This window comes from Nostoc sp., from assembly GCF_036917555.1.
In the GTDB taxonomy this organism is placed as follows: Bacteria; Cyanobacteriota; Cyanobacteriia; order Cyanobacteriales; family Nostocaceae; genus Nostoc.
In genome coordinates this window covers 234,315-256,816 of record NZ_JBALDD010000077.1, presented here as the reverse complement: position 1 = coordinate 256,816, position 22,502 = coordinate 234,315, and the positions used below count along the sequence as shown (strand labels likewise).

Genomic DNA, 22,502 nt, shown 5'->3' with positions numbered 1-22,502 from the left:
TTCTGAAGCTCTCCTAAAACAATACTATGACTGAACACACAGATTCCCAATTCCGCATCGAACGCGATTCGATGGGCGATCGCCAAATTGCTAGTAGCGTTTATTACGGTATTCAAACGCTACGAGCTATCGAAAACTTCCCGATTAGCGGCATCAAGCCTTTAGCTACTTACGTAGATGCCGGATTGATAATTAAAAAAGCTACAGCAGTAGTGAATGGGGAACTGAATTGCATTCCCCAAGATATTAGTCAGGCGATTGTGCAAGCAACTGATGAAATCTTAGCTGGAAAGTTCCGCGATCAATTTGTTGTGGATGTTTATCAGGCGGGTGCTGGAACATCCCACCACATGAATCTCAACGAAGTTCTCGCAAATCGCGCCTTAGAAATACTCGGTGAAGAAAAGGGCAATTACAAACGTGTTAGTCCCAATGACCACGTTAATTATGGGCAGTCTACCAATGATGTGATTCCTACCGCAATTCGCATTGGTGGATTATTGGCATTATCTAAGACATTACAGCCAGCAATAGATGGGGCGATCGCATCTTTAGAAAACAAAGCTGTAGAATTTCAAGATATCGTCAAATCTGGCAGAACTCACTTACAAGACGCTGTACCTGTGCGTTTGGGTGAGAATTTTCGGGCTTGGGCGCAAATTCTTACAGAACACCAAAACCGGATTTATACCGCCTCTGGGGATTTGATGGTGCTGGGTTTGGGAGGTAGTGCAGCCGGAACGGGATTAAATACTCATCCTCTGTATCGCGCCCGTGTGGTAGAAGTTCTTTCAGAATTGATCGATACTCCTTTAGAACCTGCGCCCCATCTCATGGCAGCTATGCAGAGTATGGCGCCATTTGTGAATGTTTCCGGTGCTTTACGGAATTTAGCTCAGGATTTAGTTAAAATATCTCACGATTTACGGCTGATGGATTCAGGACCTAAAACAGGCCTGAAAGAAATTCAACTGCCTCCAGTGCAACCCGGTTCCTCAATTATGCCAGGGAAATATAACCCAGTCATGGCAGAGATGACATCAATGGTGTGTTTTCAGGTGATGGGTTACGACAGTGCGATCGCTTTAGCCGCACAAGCCGGACAATTAGAACTAAATGTGATGATGCCGCTGATTGCCTATAACCTAATTCACAGTATCGAAATTCTCGGCAATACCATCGCTGCACTCACTGAACGCTGCATTGGCGGAATTACTGCTAATCAAGAACGTTGTTTAGATTATGCCGAAGGCAGTTTAGCTTTAGTAACTGCACTAAATACCCATATCGGTTATTTAAATGCCGCGGCTGTTGCTAAAGAATCTTTAGAAACTGGTAAATCCCTACGGCAGATTGTTTTAGAACGCGGATTGATGAATGAAACAGATTTAGCCACAGTGTTAAATCTAGAACAAATGAGTGGTATCTTACCGCTCAAAACAGAATAATAGTTATGGGGCATTAGGCATTGGGCATTGGAAATTGGGAATTAATTATTCTCCTCTGCTCCCCTCTGCCTCTCCTGCTCCCCTGCTCCCCTGTCCCCTATTCCCTATCCTCTATTCCCTATCTATCCATGCAGACTCAAAAACCAGCTGTAAGTCTCATTCAGGCTACATCCTACAAACGAGAGGCTTTACGGGAATCTTTAATCACTCTCTTAGAACCTTTTGGAGGAATAGCAGCGTTTGTGAAAAAAGGCGATCGCGTTTTACTCAAACCGAATCTACTTACAGGATCGCGTCCTGGTAAAGAGTGTATCACCCGTGCCGAACTAGTTTACGAAGTTGCCCAAATGGTAATTGAGGTTGGCGGTAAGCCATTTTTGGGCGATAGTCCTGCTTTTGGTAGTGCCAAGGGCGTAGCAATAGCAAATGGCTATCTGCCTATTTTAGAAGAACTCAATCTTCCCATCATCGATTTTCACGGTCAGCGTTACCAAACTGTCAGTGACAATTTTAACCATCTGCGCCTGTCTAAAGAAGCAATGGAAGCAGATGTAGTGATTAACTTACCCAAAGTGAAATCACATGCTCAGTTGACATTAACACTGGGCGTAAAAAACCTGTTTGGTTGTGTCCCCGGCAAAATGAAAGCTTGGTGGCACATGGAAGCGGGAAAAGACGCAAATAGATTTGGTGAAATGTTAGTAGAAACTGCCAGAGCGATTAACCCTGACTTAACCATATTAGATGGTATCATCGGTCATGAAGGTAATGGCCCCAGCAACGGGGAACCTCGCCAACTGGGCATTTTAGCAGCCGCATCAGATATATTTGCCTTAGATCGGGCAATGGTAGAAATCCTCAATGTTTCTCCTGAACAAGTGCCCACAGTCGCAGCTTCCCAAAGGCTAGGAGTTTGTCCAGAACTTGCTGCCATAGAGTTTCCGCATTTAAATCCTGACTTATTAAAAATAGAAGATTGGCGGCTACCAGACAAGTTAATGCCCATTGATTTTGGTATGCCCCGCGTAATTAAGTCTACGTTTAAGCATCTTTACACCCGATTTATCAAGGAACCAATCAGTGTTTATGGAAGGGAGTAGGGAGTGGGGAATGGGCATTGGTGTTAACTTAATGTGAAACCCTTGTCAAGACCTGATATTGAGTTCATTCACTTAGGGTTACTCACCACGTCACCCCACCCCGGTTTTTTCTAAAGCCAAAACCGCCCCTCCCCAAAGCATCGGGGAGGGGTTGGGGGTGGGGTAAAGCGTATGTGGGACAAGCTGCTTGAGCTTAAGTTGACACCAATGGGGAGCAGGGGAGCAGAGGAGATGTTGCAGTAAGTTTTCCCCTCTGCCCCTTTGCACCTCTGTCTCTTGTGCCCAATCCCCAATCCTCAATTTAGTGCAAATGTCGTTACAGCAATTTCATTTATTAGCAGAGTAATCTGTAATTACCCTCCGATTGCTTAACCAGACCGCCCTATTATATTTAGTGGCGGTTTTTTTAGCTGATTAATTTGTTATACAATTTTTCGTCTTAGATTTTAATTTATCCAAAAGTTATACGGATTTAGGATCTGGAAATTGGGATTAGGTTTTTTGTTCAGATATGATGAAAGTTTGGTAATAACCCACTAAATGTCTACGCCACCTTCTAAAACTTTTTTTACTCTACCTTTATATAGATTGACAAAATTGCTGTGATATTACATAGATTGCAAAATTAAAATTATTAAATATTTGTTTAGTGATATCACTGAATCCATTCTGCCTTATACAGTTGACGCATCTGTATTTATTCGGTAGTTATCATTGGTTACAAAAATCATTCCTGTCTATTTCTTCTCTGGTGTCAAATATTTTTGTGTATAACTACCATATAACAATCAAAAGCACTGAGAGATATTCCGTGCAATTGCGGTTTTGTGTCCTGTATCACAAATTAGCAATTTCAGTAAAATGACCTTATCAAAGGCGTTGTAGGATGTTATAATCATGAAGTATCGGATAAATATGTTTTGCTAATTAATCTTTAATCAGCGAAAAAATGTAACTTATGATGCTGTCAAAGTCGGCTTTGCGTATGCAACCCGTTACACCATGCAGGGAAACATCTGAAAATATTAATTACAAAATAAAACATGATTTGTTTACTTGTAACTTTGTATTAAGAAGTCTATGTATAAAAAGGCTACTATGACAGTTGTATAACTGGTTTAAATTGTAGAATGCTACACATTTTACAGTTTAAAAATAGCTAAAATAGCATTAATACTCTCACTCAGAGAGTAAATCTACACAGTGTTACGAAGAACTTCAATTTTGTATGAATTCAAATAGCCAGTCTGCCAATGCCGATACATATTCCCAACGTTTGGCAGACATTGTGGGAACTGCGATCGCTCTGTTGACTCTTACCCTACCCGTATTTGTCATCGCCCACTATTCTTCAACTAATGTTCAAAATAACCAGCAACCTCTGATCCAAAACATACAAGGAAATCAAGATTGATCGAGCTTCCCAGTCGCATTTCCTCATGAGGATATCTACAAAAAAGCAGAACACGATTTTGTAGACAATCTCTCTAGATGTGGGTGTAGTTCGTTAAGAATAAGCTAAATCTGGATTGTGTGACTCCAGATTTCAGTTGTCTTAAAAAAGTCAGGACAAAATATCCCTCTAACAGCAATTAAGGGCGAAGGATATCCATAATACCCTTTTGGAAAAAGCGTTGCGAAGTTTGCTCGTAACGCTTTTTCTATTTTTTGGCTAATTCAAGGGAATAGGTTACAGCTAAAAGTTTCTTCCCCAGTCCCCTATCCCCAGAGATGCACTGAGTTTGACTATGCTCAACTACCGCTTGTTGTTGGCACAGCTTCTCCAAGAGTTGTGTCCCCAGTCCCCTATGCCGTAGAACAAATACCTTGGGAAGAGATCCATATTGCCCTAAAATTCTACACGGGGAGCGAAGCTGACTGAGTGCCCCGATGATTCAGTGTTATCAGAGGAGTTTTTTGTGGATTTATCTCGTATTCCTGCCCAACCGAAAGCGGGTCTAATCAACGTTCTGATTGAAATTACTGGCGGAAGTAAAAATAAATACGAATACGACAAGGAACTAGAAGCTTTTGCTCTAGACCGAGTACTTTATTCCTCGGTACAATATCCTTATGACTACGGCTTTGTACCCAATACTTTGGCTGATGATGGCGATCCCCTAGATGGTATGGTCATAATTGACGAGCCGACCTTTCCCGGCTGCGTTATTGCTGCGCGACCGATTGGTTTTTTGGAGATGATTGACGGTGGCGATCGCGATGAAAAAATCCTTTGTGTTCCTGACAAAGATCCGCGCTACACTCAAGTAAAATCCCTGAAAGACTTAGCACCACACCGCTTAGATGAAATTGCTGAATTTTTCCGTAGTTATAAAAATTTGGAAAAAAAGGTGACTGAAATTCTCGGTTGGCAAGATGTGGACAAGGTTGCAGCTTTAGTAGAAAAATCCGTCAAAGCTTATAGAGGATAATAGAGGAGTTAGGAGTTAAGTGTTAAAAGTTATGAATTTTTATTCCTAACTCCTTACTTTAATTACTTTTGCTTTTTACGGATCGCATAAACTGCCACCAAACCCAAACCAGAATGCAGCGTACTCTCCTTTTGGCGAAAATTCATAACTGCACCCTTACGGGAGCAAACATCAACTACGTGGGTAGTATCAGCATTGATGAAATCCTTTTGGAAAAAGCTGGTATTTTACCTTATGAGCAGGTGCAAGTAGTTAATAATGCCAACGGTCAGCGCTTTATTACCTATGCGATCCCCGCTCTAGCTCATTCAGGAATAATTGAGCTAAATGGAGGTGCGGCACGTCTAGGCATTATTGGCGATCGCTTGATTATAATGACTTACGGGCAGTTCACTCCAGAAGAGTTAAAAAGTTACTCTCCTACGGTAGTCATTGTGGACGAAAAAAACAGGCTGTTGGAAGTGCGGCGCTACGATGACCTGCTCAGTAAGGTCTAATTTCAAGGAAAATGTCAAATTTTGAGTTGTCGGATTCCCAGAGCTACATAAGAGAAAAGTCATCTACCCTGCTAAGTAGCCCAGCAGGTGAATTTATCGTGCAATTCTGGGGTGTAAGAGGTTTGATTCCCACTCCCAGTAGCAATACCAGTCGTTATGGTGGTAATACCGCTTGTGTAGAAATACATGTAGCTGGGAAACGCTTGATTTTTGATGGTGGTACTGGCTTACGCATATTAGGTAAAACTTGGCAAGAACTGCAACAGCCACTAGAAGCCCATTTATTTTTTACCAACTGCCAATCAAACCGAATTCAAGGGTTTCCCTTTTTTGCTCCCGCATTTATTGGGGAAAATTGCTTGCATATTTACGGCACAGCTGCCTCAAATGGAGCCTCAATCAAACAATGCCTGTACGATCAGATGCTCCAGCCACACTTTCCTTACCCTTTACAGGTAATGCAGTCGGAATTGCAGTTTTGCAATCTGACTCCAGAAAGTGACGTGAAGTTAGATGATGTCATCATTACAACTGCATTAATTAATCAAACTCAGCGGTCAGTTGGCTACCGAGTTACTTGGCAAGAATATAGTGTTGCTTACATCACAGATTTGCACCAGAATGCCGATCAACTGGAGCGAGAGCGGATTTTAGAGTTCATTCAAGGCGTTGACTTGCTGATTGCCAATGCCACTTATACTCCGCCTACATCTCACAACCATGATTCTGCTGATTTACTCTGGCAAGCTGCGGTGAATGCAGCTCTGAATGCTGGCGTTCAACGGCTAGCTATTTCTCATCATCACCCAGATGACCATGATGATTTTCTTGACCAAGTTCAAGTCGATATTAAATCTGCCTTTTCAGAAGCGATACTAGCCCATGAAGGTCTAGTTTTAACTGTTGGTAAGTGATTTGACTCTATTGGCAGTTTTTAATCAGTGGTAAAACGATGCTGACGGCGGCAAGCTACCCACAAGCACTGACTTGTCAATTCGCTTTTCTGTCGAGATGGCGCGATCTGGTGTGTAAAGGCGGATTGTCTCGTAGATTGTGAAGTAGAACGCTATAATTTACTCAACTTTGTAATCATTTTCAACCTGAGAGTTGATAGTCTAATTTGATCATGAGTACTCTCAATCAAGTGCTGGAAGACGCTTTGCAACTTTCCTCCGAGCAGCAAGAAATGCTGATCAAGATTCTACAAAACCGCCACTATGAAAATCGTCGTGCAGAAATAGCTACAGATGCCCAACAAACCCTAGCTGATTTCCATACAGGTAAATTTCGGCATCAGTCAGCCCAAGATGTTATTTCAGCATTTACGCGGGGTTAGCTAAGACAGATGCTTTAATGATTACGGCAACTCCCATTACTATGCCAAACTTTGATGCTGTCATTAAACGCATAGCTGACAATGGTTTTCCCATCTAGGCTAATTGTGAGATTGTCAATCCTAGACTTATGCCCATACAGTACACAAAGCTGCTGCCTATTCTCTAGATCCCAAACTTCAATTTCGTTAATATTGCCAACGGCAAGCAGTGAGCCATCAGGTGTCATAGCATTATGAGGCATACCCGAATCAGGTTCGCGCTGGCTGATACCAAGTGTATAAAGGAATTCCGTGGTTTGTATATCCCAAATGGCAACGGTCGTTTCTTCAGTAGGTTTGTCCCTTTGTGCCACACCAGCAATGATTTGACCATTTGGGCGAGTTGCAACTGCATCAAGCCAATGCCTACAAACACAATTGGGGGAATGGAGGGAAGAATTTGAAGATAGAGCATTAAATGTGCTGAGAACTTGCCCATTTTGCCAATCCCAAACTTGAGTTAGGAGATCAAATGCTTGAGCTACCAAAATACTACCATCTGGGCTGGTTAGTAAACAGCGAATTGGAAGATATGCATTTGCAAATAGCAAGGTGCGGAGTAATTGTCCCGTTGAGGATTCAATAACATTAATCTCAATCGTGGCATTCGTACCATAAGGAGCTTTGCAGGTGGCTGAAAATAATACTTTTCCATCAGGAGTAAATGCTAAAGCACTGGAATCTCCTTGAAAACATAAGACTTCCTCTCCTGTCCAAAAGTCATAGGTTCGGAGATTGCCATAGCTATCATTACTGATGATGCTTTTCCAGTCTGGATTTACCAAAGTATTAAAGTGACCATACCGATCTCCATGCAGTTCAAATGAATGATTGGTATTCCCAGTGGTTAAATCCCAAACCTTGACAAGATTGTGAAAACAGCCTAGCAGAAGAATTCCATCTGGGCTTAAGCTCAAGCTGTTTAAGTACTCTAAATGAGGTTCATCAAAGGTATGAAGACATGGAAACATAAACAGACTCTAGAAAAGAGTTCAGCGATAATAAATTTTTTAAATTACATATTTGGGTGGAAAAGAAAGTAGAATCGGGAAATCTACCTCATTGGGCTACTGCCGCTAGTAAACGAGGCGGAGCCTCACAGGGGGCATTCCCAGCCTCTGGCTGGGAACGAGAGAAAGCTTTTCTAGACTGTCTAATATGCTTAAGTTGACACCAATAACACATGTGTTCTACGAAGCATTTTGCAACTCAGCTGTGCGTACTGAAAGCTGCTCTGTCTTATTACCCCGTTGCACTTTCACCTGTAATACTTGACCAAGGCGACTGTCTTCCACAACATTCTGCAATTGTTCAGCACTGGTAATAGCTTTACCATCAACTTGCAGAATTACATCCCCGCGCCGGATACCCGCAGATGCGGCTGGAGAATTGGGGACAACTCGCATAACAAAAACACCATTGATTTCTGGTATCTGAATAGGAGAGTTGGGATCGGTGTTATTTAGCTTGGCAAGATCGGGTGTCAAAGTTAGCATTTGCACACCTAGATAGGGGTGAGCAACTTTGCCATCACGTTGCAGTTGTGCAGCGATCGCTTTAGCTTTATCAATAGGAATCGCAAACCCAATACCCATTGCATCAGGGCGAATGGCTGTGTTAATACCAATTACTTCACCTTGACCATTCAATAGTGGCCCGCCAGAGTTACCAGGGTTAATGGCAGCGTCTGTCTGAATAAAGTCCAAGCGTTTGTCACTAATACCGACTTGGGCACTGGAACGCTTGAGGGTACTGACAATTCCCAAGGTAACAGTATTATCGAATCCCAAAGGATTACCGACTGCGATCGCCCAGTCTCCTACTTGGACATTGGTGGAAGAACCCAAGGGCGCGACTGGTAAATCGTTACCAGCGTTAATCTTGACTACTGCCAAATCTGTGACTTCATCAATACCCTGAACCTTCCCTTCAAAGGTGCGGCCATCTTTGAGTCGGACTGTTACTTTATCAGCCTTATCAACCACATGAGCATTAGTCAAAATTAACCCACTCTTGTCAATAATGAAACCTGAGCCTAAACCGCGTAACTGCTCAGAAGGCATCTGTTGGGAGAAACCGTCACCAAAAAACCGCCGGAAAAAGGGATCTTCCATAAATGGATCAACCCGACGAGTAATTGTCCGCTCAGTATCAATGCGGACAACTGCTGAACCAACACGATTCACTGCTGCTGTAACAAAGCTAGTGCTACCGATCGCAGCAGTGGCTGGTGATTGCCGTTGAGCAATTAGATTTGAAGTATCTCCAGCAGTTCCAGCAGTTATTGTGGGTGCTGGTTCGGCTTGGGAGGGTAACACCTGCAATGTGCTAACCGTTAGCAGAACTCCTAGCGCGATCGCTAAAACATGAGTACTTAGTTGACGTAAAGACTGAGATATTTTGGGAAATCGCATAATCACAACCTAATTTATAAGCTTAATTGTTGCTTAGTCGTGACAAATCTATTTACAGTTATTTTTATTTCAGGTTTCGCCTGTTTCCACTACTGGGGTTAGGGCATTTTGCGAACTACCTGTAATCAACTTAATAGAAAATTTCACCCAAAAGCTATTATGGACATTTACCCTTTACAAGTTCGGTTTTTACCCATCAATAAAACTTTTGGATTGCTAACAAGATTAGTCCGCTCTCTGTTCTAACTCTAGACTATGGATGAACTAACTTTTGTATAATATTTCATTCCGACTAGCTGCGCCTAGCTGAGGTAAAGAGTTGATGGCTGAGTGTGGAGTCAGGGCAATAGGAACGGTTGGAGGTAGTTGTAATTGTTTGACAACACTTTGCAAAAGTTGGTCTTGTCCAGTCCGCAAACCCCAGACATTTGTCCCACGGTTGATAATAGCAAACCAAACCAAACCGCGATCGCGTGTGGGCATCACTCCCGCTAAAGCGCTCACATCCCGGAGAGTGCCAGTTTTGATCACAGTCGCCAGGGGAATGTGTCTAGTGTGTAGTGTCCCCCGGTGGTCGAATCCAGACATGGGGAACAAGTCAGCTAAATTCAGTTGATGTAGAGATGCCTCCGCTTGAATAGCCATAAACATGGCACAAACAGCCCTGGGGGAAATGCGATTTTCGGGGCCCAGTCCAGAACCATTGATTAACTGAATTTCTACTTGTGGCACCCTCGCCAGGTTGGCAGCAGTTGATTGGACTACAGTTGCTCCTCCCACTGAGTCTGCCAGCATCTCTGCCATATCGTTGTTACTATAAACGTTCATTTCCTTGAGCAGTTGCTTCAAGGGCAATGAGCGATGACGCAGTAACAAAATTTGTTCAGGGTTTGGTTGTGCCTCAACTTTCACCGCACCCACAATCACAACTTGAGGTTTAGGCGTTCCCTTGGGCATGATTGAATGTGTATAAATAGCAGTGCGACCCCAAGTTGCACGATTTAGTGTTTGCTTGAGCATCAGACCAGCTAGCATTGGCTGACGTTGAAAATTCATCGCAAAACTGCCAGTAATAATCAAATTCCCCTTTACTTGCTTGATGCCCATTTGATTGAGAGTATTACCAAGAGCGATCGCTTCTTCCCAAACAAACAAAGGATCGCCACGGCCTGTAACCACCAAATCACCCTGCACAACTCCATTTACCACAGGCCCAGTGACACTCACCAAAGTATCAAATTGGTAATCTGGCCCCCAAGTTTTCAAAGCAACTAGTGAAGTGGCAATTTTAGTTAAAGAAGCAGCCGGCAGAGGTGTCGTACCTTGGTGATTTGCCATCAGCATGGGCCCCGACTGCATCCAAATCCCCTGACTCTCAGCCAGATTTTGCGCCACCACTTTTGATGTGATCAGCTTTTTCAAATATTCCTGCACTGTAGTCGCCCCAGATGGATTTGGATCGGGGGCAAGAACCAAGCCAGGGCTACTTTGCCAAGTTAGTGCATCTAAGGCATCTAGAGGTTTGATTTGTACCCCAGCCATTTCCAGCCAAAGCGACACCAAACCTGAACCCAATAATTCCAGCATTTTTTATTCCTCTGTTAGGATCTCAAGCGTTGTTTACTGTGCTAATATACAAGCTTTTTTATAAGAATCAGTATTGAGTCATAATAACTGGTGTTTTTCTCATCTGTAAGTAGGGTGAATTATATTGTTTTCGTGGCTTGCTTGGACAATGCCAAAATGCCCATTGCTCATGAAGATAGCCGCATGAAAATAAAAATATTTTTGATCTGTGCAGATACTACGCCGTTGGCGTACTCCTGCAAAGAAGCAAGCTACGCGCAGCGTGTCGCAGACAGCCTGAGAAGAAAAGGCTTTATCCTGCGCGATCGGTGACGTATAGCAAAGTGCTGAGTGCTGAGTAAAACCCCAGTTTTTTCAAGCCTTTGAGCAATCAACACTGTCCTAACCTATGTGACTACGGCTATAACCCTCTTCTGTCAGTCTCCGAAAACATTTGCCATTTCTGAATTCTAGAGCTTTTGTATAGCAAGCGATGTCTACGACGGGCTACGCCTACGCGCGATTCTTTTCTAATAACAAATTTAAGACCAATTTTTTTCTAATAGTATAGCTTAGACCTCTTGCAAAAGTCCCAGATGCGTGGGACAAGTAGATGAGAGTTGGGTAGCATCTATGACATACGAAGAAGTAAAGAGCCTGAAACCAGAAGATTTTAAACGCTTGTGTGGTGTACGTCTGGAGACTTTCAACCAGATGTTAGAGGCTGTGCGATGTCTACGACGGGCTGCGCCTACGCAGAAGCGAACAAAACAAAAAACCGGACGACCAGGAAAGTTTTGCTTGGAAGACCAATTGTTGATGACATTGGAATATTAGAGAGAATACCGAACTTACTTTCATATTGGGCAATCTTGGGGAGTAAACGAGTCTACGGCATACCGAATTATCCGAAAAATAGAAGAGACACTGGTTAAATCTAGAGGGTTCACTCTTCCTGGCAAGAAAAGACTATTCAATTCTGATTATCAGTTACAAGTAGTGATAGTTGATGTGACAGAAAGCCCAATTGAACGTCCTAAAAAAACAAAAAAAGTTCTCCAGTGGGAAGAAGAAACAGCATACACCGGAGGCGGAGCGTCTCCGGCTCCGCTCAAGTCACAAGTAGTGGTAGACCAAGCCAATGGTCAAATCATCTGTACCGCGCATGGTAAGGGTAGAGAGCATGATTTCCGTATATTTAAAAATAGGAAGGTGAGGTTGGAAGAAAACATCGAATGTTTAGGAGATAAAGGTTATCAAGGTATTCAAAAATTACATCATAATAGCCGGATTCCTAAGAAAAAGCCCAGAGGAGCTAAGTTAAGTAATGAAGATAAAAAGAGTAATCAAGAGTTAGCCAGAATCAGAGTTTTAGTTGAACACGTAAATCGGAAGTTGAAGGTATTTAAAATTTTATCTCTCACTTCTAGAAATCGCCGAAAAAGATTTAGTTTGCGGTTTAATCTGATTGCTGCTCTCTACAATTACGAGCTTTCTCTTCCCAAAATCAAATCTTCCTGACCGACTTTTGCAAGAGGTCTAATGATCGCTTTCTGTAACCTCTGCAATTCAACACTCACGTTTACCCCCTGGCGTTACCCTATAGGGTTTAAAACCTTTATTACTTAATCTTTTTTGCCTGTCAAAAAGACTTTGGCAGACTACTACGAGAAATCTATCTGTATCAAGGTTTTCCTAAAATGGTATGTGATAGATCGCACGGAGTATAGATGGCGAGCTTCAGCGCCGGATCGTCATTGGACTGAAAGGTAGCATACTCAAAGCACAGCAAGCCCTTTTTGGGATGGTTCAGTAGTTTCTGTCCGGACGCGACGCTGCGTATGTCGTGCGCCTCCCACCAGATCGCGAACTCAGGGCTGGCTTGCTGAAGGCGTTCCAAGAGGTTGAGGAATGCTGGAGCGTCAGCCCAAAGGTCATATGTTATACGAAATTGGGCTACCATGCGTTTCGCCTCATCAACCCAGGTTGCGCCGAAGAGGTGCTGGGCATCCGGATCGGTCAGCATATAGGTGAGGATATTGCGATCCGCTTTGGACAGACGACCGAAATCTGTGAATAATTCCGCAGCTGCGGCATTCCACGCTAAGATGTCCCATCGACGACCGGTGACATAGGCAGGCTGATTAAGGCTCTCGACCATGCGTCGAACCACTTCGGGTACACTCTCGCAAGAGAATGCGCGCCGATCGCCGTTTTGCGCTAGTGTCCGCAAATGGGCATGTTCTACCTTGTTGAGGCGCAGTGCGCTAGCCAACGCATCAATCGTGGTAACGGAAGGGCTGACAGTTCGTCCCTGTTCTAGCCGGATATACCAGTCAACGCTGATGCCCGCGAGTTCGGCCACCTCCTCGCGTCTCAATCCTGGAGTCCGACGTCTTTGCCTGTTTGGAAGACCCATAGCCTTGGGGTTCAACTTTTCTCGGCGCGATCGCAAGAAATCACCAAATTCGTTTCGGCTTGCATCTGCCATGACCTTTACTTTATCCTCAAGGAGGGACTAGTCAATACTAGGATAATACCAGGCCTTGTTACACAGGGAAAGCCTGCGAGAATAGTTCCATATTATGGAATAGAATGACCATGAAAGGTGCAATATTGAAGGCGTTCGGCTCGCCACTTGTTGTCGAGACTTTGCCCGATCCGATCCTGGGCACAGGAGAGGTCATCGTCGATGTCGTGGCAGCCCCTGTTCTGTCCTACGCAAACGAAGTCTTTAGCGGCGAGCGAAAATATCTGCTGGATCTGCCTGTAGTACCGGGATGCGGGGCGATCGGCCGCGTGCGCGCTGTCGGGCCGGACGCGACGCATCTTGTCGTCGGCGATTGGGTCTTTTGCGATCCTACTGTGCGATCGCGTGATGATGCGCTAATGCCCGACATAACGCTGCAAGGCTGGAGCGCCCGTGGTGAAGGAGGCTTGCGTCTACAGAAATACTTCCGTCATGGCCCCTTTGCCGAGCAAATCCTAGTACCGACGGAAAACGCCATCCGGATCGGTTTGCTTGATGAGGCGGATGCAGCGCGATGGTGCGGGCTGAATACGTTTCTCGTGCCGTATGGCGGTCTTCTCGCGGCGAACTTGCAGCCGGGAGAGACAATCCTGATCAGCGGTGCTACTGGTAACTTCGGCAGTGCGGCCGTCGCCGTCGCCTTGGCAATGGGGGCGAGATGCGTCGTTGCACCGGGTCGGAACGAAAAGACGCTTGAGGATCTGACGCGTCGTTTTGGCGATCGTCTCCAACCTGTGAAGCTCTTGGGCAACGAGGAGGATGACCGGGAGCGGATGCGGCAGGCGGCACCGGCCCCGATCGACTGCGTGCTGGATATCCTGCCGCCTTCGGTTAGTACGACGACGGTACGCGCCGCCATCATGACGGTACGACCTTACGGGAGGGTTGTGTTGATGGGGGGTGTCGGGATGCTAGGAGGCGCTGGGCTGGAATTGCCCTATCCGTGGATCATGAGAAATTGCATCACCGTACGTGGTCAGTGGATGTATCTACCTGAGGCCGCCATCCGCCTAGTCGGGCTGATCCGGTCTGGTCTTCTGAGGCTGGACAACTTCGACGTTACAGTATTCGATCTAGACGACGCGAACAAAGCTGTCGCGCACGCTGCCGCCAATGGTGGCCCCTTCAAAATGACCGTGATTCGACCATAATTTCCTGCAATTGTAAAGTCATGACTTGTATTGATTGCCTCATGAGGCTTCTAGCGATCGCCCTCCCGGAAAGTGACAGAAGAGGGATAATTCCATAACCTTGAAACAAAAAAAAGGAAAGTATTCAAAATTCTCCCCCTTTTTTCCCTTAATAAACTAATCAGCATTCAAGTTGCATAATCAGGGCGGATAAGATATCCACCCCACAAGATATTGAGAAAATTTTAATATGCAAGTTAGATGTGTTTTTGCTTACCTACTTTCTTTCTGGATGCGCTACATCTTCTGGTGAAGGAGTACCCATCCGGTTAATTGTGGCAATCATCTGATACAAGCGCCCCAAATCGCGTTGATTGAAGTACAAAATGAGGCGAGGTAGTTCAACAGTTTCATCTTGCGCTTCTTCAGGTAATGCCTGACTTTTTTCAATTCTTCCTTGAATAATAATGTCGTTAAAATCAGCATTAAGTTGTTCTAAAAGAGCGTCTGATATATCTGTCTTCAGGCGGATGACTAACTTATTGCTTACATAGCGGCTGGAATGATAAACCTGGTAAAAACGGGTGATAGCATTACAAGCCACATCCAGGTTATCTGTCACCGTGTAAAGGCTGGGGTCTTCAGGATTGACAAGACCATTTTGCACTAATTGCTTATCAATATATTCGCTCCAAGAGCGCCAGTAATCACCACCAGGGCGATCGATTAAAACTAAAGGTACTGGGCCAAATTTACCAGTTTGGCTTAATGTCATACATTCAAAAGCTTCATCTTGAGTACCAAAGCCTCCTGGAAACAAGGCTACAGCATCACTTTCTTTGAGGAGAAACAGCTTGCGGGTAAAGAAATATTTGAAGTTAACTAGCTTGGGATCGCCCTCTATAAAAGGGTTTGCTTGCTGTTCAAAGGGTAACTGAATGTTTAATCCAAAGGAATTTTCTCGCCCAGCACCTTCATGACCCGCCTGCATGATTCCACCACCACCACCAGTCATCACCATAAATCCTAATTGAGAAATAGCACGAGCAAACTCAAGGGCCATTTGGTATTCTGGCCTATCTGGAGCTAGACGAGCAGAACCAAAGATGGTGACTTTGCGAACATGTCGATAATCATAAAAAAGCTGGAAACCGCGCTCCATATCTGCTAATGCAGACGATAATATTTTCCAATCGAGACGCTCAATTTCGGTATCAGCTAAACGAACAATAGTAGTAAGTGCTTGCAGAATAAATTGCCGATTTTTTAATGTCGGTAAACGAACGATCAATTCAGCGATATCCGCCTGTAAAGACTCTAATGTGTCAAACGACGCAGATGAGGTCATGAGAACTGCCGCAACAATGGCATTATATTTTACGTGAACTACTCACACTCTAGCAAGCGGGAATAGCCCTCTAATGTGCAGTTAGCAAATTCAGAACTGGTTTTGAAGCTGGAAATTCTAAAAATCTTTTTGATCAGGTTTGTTGCGATACTTCAACTTTTGAACACCATAGCAAGTTATCTCGGTCGATCAATTGACATAACTCCCTGACTGAGAGTAGTTGCCACCACAATATATATCAGGGTTTGTGTAAAATGGTGTGACTTACATCTATAGCGTATATCAAAAGAAAATTTTGTATCTTATTGCCAGATTTTTTGGGAATTAATGTCCATAATAAAAGCACTCTATCCCTAATCTAAGTAAGTAAAAAAGCTCTCTAGACCACAATACCTTCAGTTAAACCTAAAATCCTTGCTAGAGATGTGAAATTGGACTGAGCTTCTCTACGAGACGCTATTAACGCCCCGCTATGCTAACGTCCCGCTGGGCTAACGCGTCTTTACAGGTCAAAAATCAGTACCAAAAATCCTTAACCCAAGCGTATTGCTCTAAAGGATATTTTATCGAAAACTGTTTCAATTACACTTCGACACATTAATACATAATGTGAGCTATTTGTATAGTGCCTAAATCCTAGTAGAATATTTTCGCAAATCTAAGTAGGAAGATAGATGGAAGTTTCTGGACGCATCAATTACCCACTGAATCCTCCTCCCCCTCTTGAAGATTTTCCCGTCCTTCAAACTGAAAAATATACCCTACGGCTGGCTTCAACTGAAGAAGAATTAGAATCAATTTTTCGGTTGCGCTTTGAAGTGTTTAATCTTGAACTAGGCTTGGGATTTCCTGGTTCAAACTTTACCCAGATGGATATAGATAAGTTTGATGCGGTTTGCCATCATTTAATCCTAATCTCCAAACAAACGGGTAAAACGATTGGAACTTATCGGATGCAAACCTATACGATGGCTTCTCAAAGATTAGGCTTTGATGCTACCGATATATTTAATCTTAATGGAATTCCCAATTCTGTACTTCAAGTATCAGTAGAAGTTGGGCGTGCATGTATAACTAAAGAATATCGCAATAGTCAGACACTTTTATTACTCTGGGAAGGGCTGGCAAATTATCTCATCTGGAGTAAAAACCAATATTTTTTTGGCTGTGCATCATTACTAACACAATGTCCTGGGCAAGCTAGTTGCGCTTATGATTATTTTCGGCAGAAGAACTTGATGCATCCAAGTATTTTGGTTTACCCAAATTCACAATTTTGTCTAGAACTGACTCAAAATTGTCCAGATTCATCTAATGTTGAAATTCCTAAAATTTTGCAGGCATACTTGAATATTGGAGCTAAAATATGCAGTCTTCCTGCTATTGATCGGCAGTTTAAAACTATTGATTTTTTAACTATATCTAATATTGCAGACTTTGCCAGATGGCGTTATCCAAATCCTCTCAAAAAACCCTTACCACTGAAGATTTTTCACGATTAATGCCACTGCTGCTGCCTTCTCCAACGGACGCGAGAAAAAATATCCTTGTCCATATTCACAGTTCAACTTCCTCAGAAATACTAGCTGCTCTTTTGTCTCCACTCCTTCAGCGGTAACATCCATAACCTAATTTGTGTACCAGTGTGATAATTATCTCAATAATTTCTAAATTCTTGCCATTAGCATCTATCGGGTTGACAAAGGAACAGTCAATTTTCAACACACTAATCAGAAAGCTATGGAGTCGCCTGACCACAGATGCGGCTATATTTAGTGTATTTTACACTCCATTGATATCTCGGTTTCAAAACCAAATCCAGTTTTGCGGGATTTGATACAACCTTGCCCATTTCTTTTTGTAGTTAATAAAGGAGAGGTGTTAATTGCCAATCTTCCCAATCAAATTAAAGTTCGGTTGGTGATGTTTAACAGCTTGAAGTCTTGGCTATGTCTACGACAGGCGTAGCTGCGGCACCTCATCCAGTCCACTTAATTAGATGATTTGAGAAAACTTTTTAGGAAACCCACTTATGCGCCATCTCAAATTTGCTCCGAGTTGGTTGCGATTTTTAACTATCTTCTTATTGACGATGGGTATATTGTTTCGCTTTTCTAATCTTGATGGTAAAGTTTTCTGGCATGATGAAACTTATGCCTCATTGCGGATTTATGGTTACACAATTAATGAAGCAAAACAGCAACTTTTTAATAATCGTGTGATTGGCAAAGAAAGTTTTACTGAGTTTCAAGGTGCAAATCAAAAAAAAAGCTTAAATGACACAATTATGTCTTTGGCAAAACAAGATTCTCAGCATCCACCTTTGTATTACATAATAGCCAGATTGTGGATGGAAATCTTTGGTAATTCGGTGACAGCGATTAGAAGTTTATCTGCCTGCATTAGTTTGCTGGTTTTTCCTTGTGTTTATTGGCTATGCCGAGAATTATTTAATGTGCCATTATCGGTTCCTGGTGTTGCGATCGCACTCATGGCAATCTCCCCTATTCACTTAGTATACGCCCAAGAAGCACAAGAATATATTCTTTGGTTAGTCACCATTTTACTATCCAGTGCGTCTCTGCTACGAGCCATACGGCTAGAAGATGAGCTAGCACAAGAACGACAAAAACCAGATTTGTTCGCTATCTGGAGCATTTATGCAGTAACTTTAGCCATTAGTCTTTATACATTTCTTTGGAGTGCATTTGTAGCAGTTGCTCACGGAATTTATGTGATGATAAATGCCAAACTTCAGTTTACTGAAACTGTGAGAGCATATCTGCTAGCATCACTGGTAGGTTTTTTAGCTTTCATGCCTTGGATAACAATTGTAACTGGTGACTTCTTTCAATTTTTAATTTCAGCAGACAAAATAACAACGCAGTCAGATTTGATACCTGTATTTCCATTTTTATTAATGCAGTTAAGCCGGATTTTTTTTGATATCAACCTTAGTTCAGAAAATCCTCTAGGCTATTTAATTGCACTAAGCTTTTTAATTTTGGTAGTATATTCAATTTATTTTCTTTGTCGAACAACTAACTATAAAGTCTGGTCTTTTATTATCACATTAATTGTAGTACCAGTATTACCCCTAATACTGCCAGATTTAATTGCTGGAAGTATACGATCGTCTACCGAAGCATATTTAATCCCATGTTATTTAGGAATCCAAGTAGCTGTTGCTTATCTACTAACTACGCAACTATATAATGGAAGCGGATCACGTCGGAGCTTTTGGTACATAATCGTGGCATTTGTGATTATTTGTGGTTTGATTTCTTTTAAGGTGAGTTCCCAGGCAGAAACTTGGTGGAATAAGGATATGAATTCTGGCAATCCCCAAGTTGCCCAAATCATTAATCAGAGTAATCGTCCACTTTTGATTAGTGATGCTTTCGGCAATAATTATGGTGATATCTTTTCTTTAAGCTATCTTTTGCAACCAAAAGTGCGATTTTTGTTAGTGACCAATCAAAAAATTCCTAAAATTCCTGATGGATTTACTGATGTATTTTTACTTAATCCTTCAGACACTTGGGGCAAAATAATAGAAAAAAAGTATAAATTCAAGACAGATATTGTTTATCGTGATAACTATTATTCAATCTGGAAATTAGGTAAAACTCGTAATTTGCGCCGACGTAATATTTCACCTAATAATAAATTATCTGCCGAGCTATCAACTGGGCAAACAATTCTTCCAAGGAAAGTTTGGCCAAATTCCAAAGTCCCAATATGGAGAAAGGCTTAAGTGACACAATTATATCTTTAGGAGTAGACGATCCATAGCATCCACCACTGTATTATATATTCGCTCGGTTTTGGGTGGAAATATTTGGCAATTCTGTGACGTAATCAGAAGTTTATCTGCATGCATCAGCTTGTTGATTTTTCCGAGTATTTATTGGCTATGTCGAGAATTATTTAAAGCATCGGTATAGGTATCGGAGCTTGCGATTGCACTCATGGCAATCTCCAAAAAGAGGCTTTATTGCCTCTACGTGGAAATCATTCTTTTTCGACTATCTATTTGCGTAACTTTATATTAAAAAATATTTCCATATATCTTTTGATATATGGAAATATTTGCTATAGTCATCATTTTTTATAAGATATTCAAATATTTTTTGATTAAAATCAGCTAAAAACAACAAAAATAAATATTAAACAAATTCTCATCTGAAATTAATTTAAGTAATAGTACGATGCTTTAAATTATCCTTTGTGATGAATTCAATGATTTATTAAAAGGTGTTGTATGCAAATAACAGATTTTCTTGGTCTTTTACATCCAGCGATCGCAATTATAATCGTGTTTTCATAATAATGCTCAATACCCAATGCCCAACTATGATAATTTACTTGCCTAATCATTGTAGTGGCAAAGTGACAATTACTGTTGTGCCAATACCCTGCTCACTTTCTAATTGAATATGACCACCATGTAACTCTACACATTTTTTAACTATAGTGAGTCCCAGTCCTGTTCCTTGAATTACACCTACATTACTGGCGCGATAGAAGGTTTGAAATAGATGAGTTTGGTCTTTGAGGGGAATGCCCATTCCCCGATCTCTGATCTGGAAAATTGCGAGGCAATCTTTGCAAATCAAATCAAACCAAATAGTGTCATTTTCATAGGAATATTTAATGGCATTGGAAATCAAATTGGTTAAAATACAATTTAGTAGGTCTTCATCCATTTGGGCTTGGACTGATTCACCTTGAAAAGTAAAGATAATGCTGTGCTTACTACCTGCATTTAGTTGAAAAATATCTGTGAGTTCGCTACAGAAATTTTCTAAATTTAAAAGTGTAGGTTTGTATTCGAGTTTAGCTACTTCCGTTTGACTCAAGAACAATATCTCATCTAAGAGATTAAGCATCTGATTAATAGCATTTTGTATTCGTTCAAAATATTTAGTTCTTCGGACATCAGTTAGTTTATTGCTGTTGTATTCAAGGATATCTACAGCCGTCCGAATCGTAGTCATAGGGGTGCGAAACTCGTGAGAAACCATTGCTACAAAGTTTGACTTTAACTCGTTGAGTTCCTGTTCCTTTGCTAGCGCTTGACGGGTGCGTTCTTCGCTCTCGCATAGTTGGTTGAGAATTTCGCTTCTTTCAATGGCATAGCGAATGGCACGCACTAACCGTTGTATAGTTATTTGATCTTTAACTAGATAGTCTTGCGCTCCTTCTGCTAATGCTTGCAGTGCTAAATCTTCATCATCAACACCTGTTAATACCACAACTGGGATATCAGGTACTTCTGCCCTAAATTCTTTCAACGTGTCCAGTCCAATAGAGTCTGGAAGGCCGAGGTCTAACAAAACTAGGTCGAATCTGCGTTGCTTTCGACTCTCTATCTGAGAATTATTAAGGGTGGACGCAGAGTTTTCCCTGCTAGCTTCTATTGCCTCAGATAATCGTTCAACATGTAACATCTGCCATTGCTCTTGATCTAAATTTAAAAACATCCGGCGTAGCAGATAAGCATCACTTGCACTATCTTCTACTAATAGAATGTGAATTGTGAGCTTTTCCATAGTACAGGGTTATATCAATCTGTTAGATAATCACCTGATTTCCTATTTTTTAGATATGGATAGAAATCATGCGCTTATTAAAAGGTTACTAGACAGTTATTAGATATATATTTAAAGATACCTTAATTTGCGTTGAAGGTAAGATAAAATACTGTTCCTGCGCCCGGCCCGATTCCGACTCAGCGCAGATGCGACCACCATAATGTTCTCGACGAGTATGAAGACGGCGGAAAACCTCAAAAATTCGCTCAAGATATTGAGAGCATTATTCCGCTATATGTAAATTACTTAGAGCTAGACTCAGTGCTATGTTACAGTCAATGAATATAAATTCCTGACCGCGAGTCCCCACACGAGAATAATACTAGCAGTCTTGAATCAACTGCTGCATCTGCTTTGCCCCATCAATCATATATTCATCCCACTCTTTTGCAACGCTTTATGCTGCTGGATGCATCGGGGTTTTGGACTGTGATACCTGCGGTAAGCAACACTAACGAACGCACGTAGAGATAATGTAGCTTATAACACAAAAAATAAGTGGATAATTGTAGCTATTACACCACATATCCACTCGATACTTACTGTATTAGGGTGATTACAAAAACCTGACAAGATGATTAAAACTTGAGAAAGTTCAAACCGATTAACGTGACTCAGTTCCTTGATTAGGGCTACCTGCTACAGAATCATTTTCTGGTGCTTCTGGAGTAGCAGTTGTTTTAGCATCACTCTTTTCAGCATCACCAGTTTTACGGATACCTTCTTCAACAGGGGTTTGATAGCCACCAGAAGCGCTAGGCGTAGCTTCTTGATTATTAGATTTTTCTTTTTGTTCTTCAGCCATGACTACATTCCTAATCATTTATTCTTGGGACTATCTTAAAAAATTAGGGGTGTGAGTGTATCTATCCAGAATATAGTTATGGCTGATTCGTCCCTCTATCGTAAGTATTGTTTATTACTACTCATATATGCTGATAAAAATCCATAAATATAGAATTTGTTAACCTGAGAACGCTTGCTGTCGTTAAGGGAGAACTTGGAATGGGTTTTATGTTTAAGATGCTTTTAAAATTTCTTCATTGATAGTTGACAGAAAAAGCC

Annotated in this window: 18 protein-coding genes and 1 pseudogene; 11 read left to right on the top strand and 8 right to left on the bottom strand. The window is 42.1% G+C overall.

Features of this window, described 5'->3' with window-relative positions:
• Nucleotides 1-26 precede the first annotated feature (26 nt).
• The 7 genes from V7K60_RS30580 to V7K60_RS30550 all read left to right on the top strand — a co-directional run bounded on the left by V7K60_RS30580 (nucleotide 27) and on the right by V7K60_RS30550 (nucleotide 6,813).
• Complete coding sequence (locus V7K60_RS30580) at nucleotides 27-1,448, top strand: aspartate ammonia-lyase (RefSeq protein WP_334931313.1); 1,422 nt, start codon at nucleotides 27-29, stop codon at nucleotides 1,446-1,448.
• Nucleotides 1,449-1,576: 128 nt separating this feature from the next.
• Complete coding sequence (locus tag V7K60_RS30575) at nucleotides 1,577-2,548, top strand: DUF362 domain-containing protein (protein ID WP_334931311.1); 972 nt, start codon at nucleotides 1,577-1,579, stop codon at nucleotides 2,546-2,548.
• 1,228 nt (nucleotides 2,549-3,776) lie between these two features.
• Nucleotides 3,777-3,962, top strand: a complete 186-nt coding sequence (locus V7K60_RS30570; RefSeq protein ID WP_094349221.1) for a hypothetical protein — start codon at nucleotides 3,777-3,779, stop codon at nucleotides 3,960-3,962.
• Nucleotides 3,963-4,467: 505 nt separating this feature from the next.
• Nucleotides 4,468-4,980, top strand: a complete 513-nt coding sequence (locus V7K60_RS30565) for an inorganic diphosphatase (protein WP_334815798.1) — start codon at nucleotides 4,468-4,470, stop codon at nucleotides 4,978-4,980.
• Nucleotides 4,981-5,093: 113 nt separating this feature from the next.
• Nucleotides 5,094-5,477, top strand: a complete 384-nt coding sequence (gene panD, locus V7K60_RS30560) for an aspartate 1-decarboxylase (protein ID WP_334815795.1) — start codon at nucleotides 5,094-5,096, stop codon at nucleotides 5,475-5,477.
• A gap of 11 nt (nucleotides 5,478-5,488) precedes the next feature.
• On the top strand, nucleotides 5,489-6,391 hold the full coding sequence (locus V7K60_RS30555) for an MBL fold metallo-hydrolase (protein ID WP_334931309.1): 903 nt from the start codon (nucleotides 5,489-5,491) through the stop codon (nucleotides 6,389-6,391).
• A 212-nt stretch (nucleotides 6,392-6,603) separates the two neighbouring features.
• On the top strand, nucleotides 6,604-6,813 hold the full coding sequence (locus tag V7K60_RS30550; RefSeq protein ID WP_334931307.1) for a hypothetical protein: 210 nt from the start codon (nucleotides 6,604-6,606) through the stop codon (nucleotides 6,811-6,813).
• A 14-nt stretch (nucleotides 6,814-6,827) separates the two neighbouring features.
• Here V7K60_RS30550 and V7K60_RS30545 read toward each other — a convergent pair whose 3' ends face one another.
• The 3 genes from V7K60_RS30545 to V7K60_RS30535 form a co-directional block, all read right to left on the bottom strand.
• Nucleotides 6,828-7,823 (bottom strand): WD40 repeat domain-containing protein, encoded by a 996-nt coding sequence (locus V7K60_RS30545; RefSeq protein ID WP_334931305.1) that lies wholly within the window; start codon nucleotides 7,821-7,823, stop codon nucleotides 6,828-6,830.
• Nucleotides 7,824-8,042: 219 nt separating this feature from the next.
• Nucleotides 8,043-9,266 carry an HhoA/HhoB/HtrA family serine endopeptidase gene (locus V7K60_RS30540; protein WP_334931303.1) on the bottom strand — a complete coding sequence of 408 codons (1,224 nt, stop codon included), beginning with the start codon at nucleotides 9,264-9,266 and terminating at the stop codon, nucleotides 8,043-8,045.
• Between the two features lie 264 nt (nucleotides 9,267-9,530).
• A complete protein-coding gene (locus V7K60_RS30535) occupies nucleotides 9,531-10,853 on the bottom strand; it encodes a D-alanyl-D-alanine carboxypeptidase (protein WP_334931301.1) in 1,323 nt (440 codons plus the stop codon).
• Between the two features lie 612 nt (nucleotides 10,854-11,465).
• Here V7K60_RS30535 and V7K60_RS30530 point away from each other — a divergent pair.
• Nucleotides 11,466-12,353: pseudogene (locus V7K60_RS30530) on the top strand (IS5 family transposase).
• A gap of 163 nt (nucleotides 12,354-12,516) precedes the next feature.
• Here the strand turns inward: V7K60_RS30530 and V7K60_RS30525 are convergent.
• Entirely contained in the window at nucleotides 12,517-13,323 is an 807-nt protein-coding gene (locus V7K60_RS30525; RefSeq protein WP_334931299.1) for a helix-turn-helix transcriptional regulator, read from the bottom strand.
• 110 nt (nucleotides 13,324-13,433) lie between these two features.
• Between V7K60_RS30525 and V7K60_RS30520 the strand changes: the two genes are divergently transcribed.
• The gene (locus tag V7K60_RS30520; RefSeq protein ID WP_334931298.1) at nucleotides 13,434-14,513 is read left to right on the top strand and encodes a zinc-binding alcohol dehydrogenase family protein; all 1,080 of its coding nucleotides are present in this window, start codon (nucleotides 13,434-13,436) and stop codon (nucleotides 14,511-14,513) included.
• A gap of 256 nt (nucleotides 14,514-14,769) precedes the next feature.
• On the opposite strand, the gene V7K60_RS30515 is transcribed toward V7K60_RS30520, so the two are convergent.
• Complete coding sequence (locus V7K60_RS30515) at nucleotides 14,770-15,840, bottom strand: LOG family protein (RefSeq protein WP_334931297.1); 1,071 nt, start codon at nucleotides 15,838-15,840, stop codon at nucleotides 14,770-14,772.
• A 674-nt stretch (nucleotides 15,841-16,514) separates the two neighbouring features.
• Between V7K60_RS30515 and V7K60_RS30510 the strand changes: the two genes are divergently transcribed.
• Complete coding sequence (locus V7K60_RS30510) at nucleotides 16,515-17,342, top strand: GNAT family N-acetyltransferase (RefSeq protein ID WP_334931296.1); 828 nt, start codon at nucleotides 16,515-16,517, stop codon at nucleotides 17,340-17,342.
• On the opposite strand, the gene V7K60_RS30505 is transcribed toward V7K60_RS30510, so the two are convergent.
• Entirely contained in the window at nucleotides 17,316-17,465 is a 150-nt protein-coding gene (locus V7K60_RS30505) for an EAL domain-containing protein (RefSeq protein WP_334931294.1), read from the bottom strand. The two genes, V7K60_RS30510 and V7K60_RS30505, sit on opposite strands and share 27 nt — an antisense overlap.
• A gap of 407 nt (nucleotides 17,466-17,872) precedes the next feature.
• Between V7K60_RS30505 and V7K60_RS30500 the strand changes: the two genes are divergently transcribed.
• Nucleotides 17,873-19,597 carry a glycosyltransferase family 39 protein gene (locus tag V7K60_RS30500; RefSeq protein WP_334931292.1) on the top strand — a complete coding sequence of 575 codons (1,725 nt, stop codon included), beginning with the start codon at nucleotides 17,873-17,875 and terminating at the stop codon, nucleotides 19,595-19,597.
• Between the two features lie 619 nt (nucleotides 19,598-20,216).
• Here V7K60_RS30500 and V7K60_RS30495 read toward each other — a convergent pair.
• On the bottom strand, nucleotides 20,217-21,395 hold the full coding sequence (locus V7K60_RS30495; protein WP_334931291.1) for a hybrid sensor histidine kinase/response regulator: 1,179 nt from the start codon (nucleotides 21,393-21,395) through the stop codon (nucleotides 20,217-20,219).
• Nucleotides 21,396-22,041: 646 nt separating this feature from the next.
• Nucleotides 22,042-22,242, bottom strand: a complete 201-nt coding sequence (locus tag V7K60_RS30490) for a hypothetical protein (RefSeq protein ID WP_334931289.1) — start codon at nucleotides 22,240-22,242, stop codon at nucleotides 22,042-22,044.
• Nucleotides 22,243-22,502 lie beyond the last annotated feature (260 nt).

What these genes read in the sequence shown, in the direction of transcription:
- V7K60_RS30515 (WP_334931297.1), bottom strand. Translation starts at nt 15,840, where the DNA reads ATGACCTCATCTGCGTCGTTTGACACATTAGAGTCTTTACAGGCGGAT.
- V7K60_RS30550 (WP_334931307.1), top strand. Translation starts at nt 6,604, where the DNA reads ATGAGTACTCTCAATCAAGTGCTGGAAGACGCTTTGCAACTTTCCTCC.
- V7K60_RS30575 (WP_334931311.1), top strand. Translation starts at nt 1,577, where the DNA reads ATGCAGACTCAAAAACCAGCTGTAAGTCTCATTCAGGCTACATCCTAC.
- V7K60_RS30525 (WP_334931299.1), bottom strand. Translation starts at nt 13,323, where the DNA reads ATGGCAGATGCAAGCCGAAACGAATTTGGTGATTTCTTGCGATCGCGC.
- V7K60_RS30490 (WP_334931289.1), bottom strand. Translation starts at nt 22,242, where the DNA reads ATGGCTGAAGAACAAAAAGAAAAATCTAATAATCAAGAAGCTACGCCT.
- V7K60_RS30570 (WP_094349221.1), top strand. Translation starts at nt 3,777, where the DNA reads ATGAATTCAAATAGCCAGTCTGCCAATGCCGATACATATTCCCAACGT.
- V7K60_RS30580 (WP_334931313.1), top strand. Translation starts at nt 27, where the DNA reads ATGACTGAACACACAGATTCCCAATTCCGCATCGAACGCGATTCGATG.
- V7K60_RS30520 (WP_334931298.1), top strand. Translation starts at nt 13,434, where the DNA reads ATGAAAGGTGCAATATTGAAGGCGTTCGGCTCGCCACTTGTTGTCGAG.
- V7K60_RS30495 (WP_334931291.1), bottom strand. Translation starts at nt 21,395, where the DNA reads ATGGAAAAGCTCACAATTCACATTCTATTAGTAGAAGATAGTGCAAGT.
- V7K60_RS30505 (WP_334931294.1), bottom strand. Translation starts at nt 17,465, where the DNA reads ATGGATGTTACCGCTGAAGGAGTGGAGACAAAAGAGCAGCTAGTATTT.
- V7K60_RS30535 (WP_334931301.1), bottom strand. Translation starts at nt 10,853, where the DNA reads ATGCTGGAATTATTGGGTTCAGGTTTGGTGTCGCTTTGGCTGGAAATG.
- V7K60_RS30510 (WP_334931296.1), top strand. Translation starts at nt 16,515, where the DNA reads ATGGAAGTTTCTGGACGCATCAATTACCCACTGAATCCTCCTCCCCCT.
- V7K60_RS30545 (WP_334931305.1), bottom strand. Translation starts at nt 7,823, where the DNA reads ATGTTTCCATGTCTTCATACCTTTGATGAACCTCATTTAGAGTACTTA.
- V7K60_RS30555 (WP_334931309.1), top strand. Translation starts at nt 5,489, where the DNA reads ATGTCAAATTTTGAGTTGTCGGATTCCCAGAGCTACATAAGAGAAAAG.
- V7K60_RS30540 (WP_334931303.1), bottom strand. Translation starts at nt 9,266, where the DNA reads ATGCGATTTCCCAAAATATCTCAGTCTTTACGTCAACTAAGTACTCAT.
- V7K60_RS30500 (WP_334931292.1), top strand. Translation starts at nt 17,873, where the DNA reads ATGCGCCATCTCAAATTTGCTCCGAGTTGGTTGCGATTTTTAACTATC.
- panD (WP_334815795.1), top strand. Translation starts at nt 5,094, where the DNA reads ATGCAGCGTACTCTCCTTTTGGCGAAAATTCATAACTGCACCCTTACG.